The sequence below is a fragment of the Streptomyces sp. RP5T genome, assembly GCF_003933965.1.
Taxonomy (GTDB): domain Bacteria; phylum Actinomycetota; class Actinomycetes; order Streptomycetales; family Streptomycetaceae; genus Streptomyces.
The window spans coordinates 1-4445 of sequence record NZ_RSAJ01000647.1; the positions used below are offsets into that span (position 1 = coordinate 1).

A 4445-nucleotide genomic window follows, 5' to 3' on the forward strand; every position below is an offset into this window, starting at 1 on the left:
CCCGACGACCCGCTGAGCACGGCCGTACTGACCCAGTCACCCTGTGCCGTCGCCGTCTACGACGAACAGCTGCGGCTGCGTCTGGTCAACGACGCCATGGCCGACGTGATCGGACTGCCCGAGAAGCGCGTCCTGGGCCTCCGGCTCTCCGAGATCGGCGGCAAGCCGCAGAGCGAGGAGCTGGAGGAGCACATGCTGCACGTGCTCACCACCGGCCGGCCCAAGGACGTGCAGACCTACATGCGGACCGGCGGCGAGGACAGGGCGCACGCCTGGCTGGCCCGGATGGCGCCGGTCACCGACGCGTCCGGGCGGGTGCGCGGTGTGTGCCTGGCCGCACACGACTTCACCGACCACTTCCTCGCCCGCGAGCGGCTCCAGCTGGTCAACGAGGCGAGCGTGCGCATCGGCACCACCCTCGACGTCACCCGCACGGCGCAGGAACTGGCCGACGTGTGCATTCCGGCACTCGCCGACTTCGTCAGCGTCGACCTGCTGGACCCGCAGGAGAACGGCGAGCCGCCGACGAGGCTCGCGGCGCCGGTCGAGCTGCGCCGCGCCGCCCACCAGTCGGCGGAGCCCGGCAATCCGCTGGCGGTGGTCAAGCCGGGACACACCGAGGTGTACCCGACCACCTCACCGCAGGCCGACTCCCTGACGGCGGGCCGCACGATCGTGGCCACCGTCGCCTCCGGACGCCTGGACCAGTGGCTCCACTGGAACAGGACCCGCGCCGAGCGGGTCAAGGAGTACGGCGTCCACTCCACGATGTCCGTGCCCATCCAGGCCCGCGGCCAGACCCTCGGCGTCGCGGTCCTCACCCGGTACCGGCGGCCCGACCCCTTCACCGAGGACGACGTGCTGCTGGCCGAGGAGATCACCGCGCGCGCCGGGGTCTGCATCGACAACGCCCGCCGCTTCTCCCGTGAGCGCGAGACAGCACTCGCCCTCCAGCGCAGTCTGCTGCCCCGCTCGCTGCCGCGCACGGCCGCCGTGGAGGCGGCCTCCCGCTATCTCCCGGCCGCGCGGGCCGGGGTGGGCGGCGACTGGTTCGACGTGATCCCGCTGTCGGGCATGCGGGTCGCGATGGTCGTCGGGGACGTGGTCGGGCAGGGCATCCAGGCCTCGGCGACGATGGGCCGGCTGCGCACCGCCGTCCGCACCCTCGCCGACATCGACCTGGCCCCGGACGAGCTGCTCACCCACCTCGACGACCTCGTCGTACGGCTGTCCGCGGAGGCCGGCGGTGAGGGCAGCCCCGGTGAGGTCGGGGCCACCTGTCTGTACGCGGTGTACGACCCGGTGTCGCGGCGCTGCACGCTGGCCCGGGCCGGGCACCCGGCGCCCGTGATGCTGACGCCGGGCGGTCCGGCCCGCCAGGTGGACCTGCCCGCGGGGCCGCCGCTGGGTCTGGGCGGGCTGCCGTTCGAGTCGGCCGAGCTGGCGCTGCCCGAGGGAACCGTGCTGTCGCTGTTCACGGACGGGCTGATCGAGTCCCGGGAGCGGGACGCGGAGGCCAGTCACGCGCTGCTGTGCGAGTCCCTGGCCGCCCCCGCCGACTCACTGGAGGAGAGCTGCGACCGGGTGCTGCACGCGCTGCTGCCGCCCGGCGGCTCCACCGACGACGTGGCCCTGCTGCTGGCCCGCACCCTGGGACTGCCCGCCTCCCAGGTGGCGACCTGGGACATCCCGGCCGACCCGTCGCTGGTGGCGCCCGTGCGCAAGCAGGTCGTGGAGCAGCTCGCCCGCTGGGACCTGAGCGAGGCGTCGTTCACGGCCGAGCTGGTCACCAGCGAGCTGGTCACGAACGCCATCCGGTACGGCGCCCGCCCCATCCGGCTGCGTCTCATCCACGACGCGACCACCCTGATCTGCGAGGTCTCCGACACCAGTCACACGGCCCCGCATCTGCGGCGCGCCAAGACCTGGGACGAGGGCGGCCGGGGGCTTCTCCTGGTGGCGCAGCTCACCCAGCGCTGGGGCAGCCGGCACACGGCCGACGGCAAGACGATCTGGGCGGAGATCGAACTCCTCGACCTGGAGTGAGCGCTCGCCGGAACACCGCCGCGGCTCCGCTCCCTCGCGGCACGCCGGGAAACGCCACGGATGCCCTCCTCCGCTCCGATCCCGCCCCGGGCATGATGGGCGTATGAACTCCGTCGGGCGGACCCGCCGCCGTCACCGGCTCGAACGGCGCCCGAACACGGGCGCGTTCGCTCACCGCGACACCCGCACGGCCGCCCGCACAGAGGGCCCGCGTGCGGACCCGTACGCGCGCGTGCGCGCAATCTCCGGGAGTGTGGAGACATGACGAACACGTTGCCAGGTGCGCGGCGGACGGCCGCCCTCGTGGGTTCACTCACGCTGCTCGGCCTGCTGGTGGGCTGCGGAGACGGCGGCGACGGCTCGGCGAGCTCCCCGCGCACGGAGTCCGGCACGGCGGCCCCGGCGACCGGCACCACCGCGCCGTCCGCCTCCGTGTCCGCCACCGGCGACACCAGCGGAGCGCCGAGCGGCGTCCCCACCGACGCGGTCAGCAACTCCCTCACGCCGTCCGGCGGGACCCGGTGCCACACCTCCGAGCTCAGCGCGTCCGTCGGCCGCAACAACCCCGGTGCGGGACAGGAGAACTTCCCGGTCGTGCTGACAAACACGTCGAGCCGCACCTGCACCCTGTACGGCTATCCGGGCACCGCCTTCGTCGACGCGTCCGGCAGGCAGCTGGGCCCCGACCCGCAGCGGTCCCCGGGCGATGCGCAGACGGTACGGCTGGCACCGGGCCGCAGCGCCTGGGCCGGGCTGTCCTTCGCGAACCCGGAGGTCAGCGGCGCGGACACCGCCACCCCGGCGGCCCTCGTGGTGACCCCGCCGGACGAGCAGGACCCGCTGAAGGTGACCTGGAAGGGCGGCGAGGTCCCGGTGTCCGGCACCGAGTCGTCGGTGCGGCTCATCCCCTTCAGCCCGGGAACCGGAGCCTGAACCGCCGCGGCCGGGGGTATCGGGAGAATTCTTACCCTGGCCTGGTTGTATGACCGCTCGCTCCGCCCGCCCTCCGAAGGAACCGCCCTGAACACCCCGCTCGCCGAAACGCTGTCCATCGCCCTGCTCGTCGCCGTCCTCGTGTGGGCGGTCCTGCGTCCCTTCGGCTGGCCGGAGGCCGCCGTCGCGGTCCCGGCGGCGGGGCTCGCGATCGTGACCGGGGCGATCTCCCCGGAGCACGCGTGGGCGGAGGTCGAGCGGCTGGGGCCGGTGGTCGGCTTCCTGGCCGCGGTGCTGGTCCTCGCCCACTTCTGTGACGTCGAGGGGCTGTTCCACGCCTGCGGGGCCTGGCTGGCGCGGCGGTCGGCGGGGTCGCCCGGACGGCTGCTGACCGGCGTGTTCGGGCTGGCCTCGGCGATCACGGCGGTCCTGAGCCTGGACGCCACCGTGGTGCTGCTCACGCCGGTGGTGCTGGTCACCGCCTCCCGGATGGGCGCCCGTGCGAAGCCGCACGTCTACGCGTGCGCGCATCTGTCGAACACGGCCTCCCTGCTGCTGCCGGTGTCCAACCTCACCAACCTGCTGGCCTTCGAGGCGAGCGGGGTGAGCTTCACCCGGTTCGCGCTGCTGATGACGCTGCCCTGGCTGGCGGCGATCGCCGTCGAGTACGTGGTGTTCCGGCGCTTCTTCGCGACCGACCTCACCGTCGTCGAGCACTCCCCCGAGGCGTCCGAGGAACCCGCGCTGCCGCTGTTCGCGCTGGTCACCGTCGGCTGCACGTTGGCCGGGTTCGTGGTGGCGTCCGCGTTCGGCGTCGATCCCGCCTGGGTCGCCTGTGCCGGGGCGCTCGTGCTGGCGGGCCGGGCCCTGGTCCGGCGGCAGGCGACGCCCGTCTCGGTGGTGCGGGCGGCGGCCCCGGCGTTCCTGGCGTTCGTGCTCGCCCTCGGCGTCGTGGTGCGCGCGGTCGTCGACAACGGGCTCGCCGACGCCCTGGGCCACGTCCTGCCCGACGGGACGGGCATCCTCGCGCTGCTGGGGATCGCGGCGCTGGCCGCCGTCCTGGCGAACCTGATCAACAACCTGCCCGCGGTCCTGGTGCTGCTGCCGCTGACCTCCGCGGCCGGGCCGGGAGCGGTCCTCGCGGTGCTGCTCGGGGTGAACATCGGCCCGAACCTGACCTACGCCGGGTCCCTCGCCACCCTGCTGTGGCGGCGCATCCTGCACCGCGACGACCACGAGGTCGCGCTCGGGGAGTTCACCCGGCTCGGCCTGCTGACCGTGCCGGCCGCGCTCGCCGCCGCGGTGGTCGCCCTGTGGGGCTCGCTCCAGCTCGTCGGAGCCTGAGCGGGGTCAGCGCCCGCCGCCCCAGCCACCGCTTCCGTACCCACCGCCGTACCCGTAGCCACCGCCGTACCCGGATCCGCCACCGTCCTGACCGCCCCACGAGCAGGAGTACGGGTCGGTGG

The 4445-nt window shown here is 74.1% G+C and carries 3 protein-coding genes; all 3 read left to right on the plus strand.

Annotated features, from left to right (window positions below; translation table 11 throughout):
• The coding region (locus tag EHS43_RS38325; protein WP_125195212.1) for a SpoIIE family protein phosphatase at nt 1-2046 on the plus strand (2046 nt) is incomplete at its 5' end.
• A 261-nt stretch (nt 2047-2307) separates the two neighbouring features.
• Entirely contained in the window at nt 2308-2979 is a 672-nt protein-coding gene (locus tag EHS43_RS38330) for a DUF4232 domain-containing protein (protein ID WP_125195213.1), read from the plus strand.
• Nucleotides 2980-3066: 87 nt separating this feature from the next.
• The gene (locus EHS43_RS38335; RefSeq protein ID WP_125195214.1) at nt 3067-4323 is read left to right on the plus strand and encodes an SLC13 family permease; all 1257 of its coding nucleotides are present in this window, start codon (nt 3067-3069) and stop codon (nt 4321-4323) included.
• Nucleotides 4324-4445: the final 122 nt, after the last annotated feature.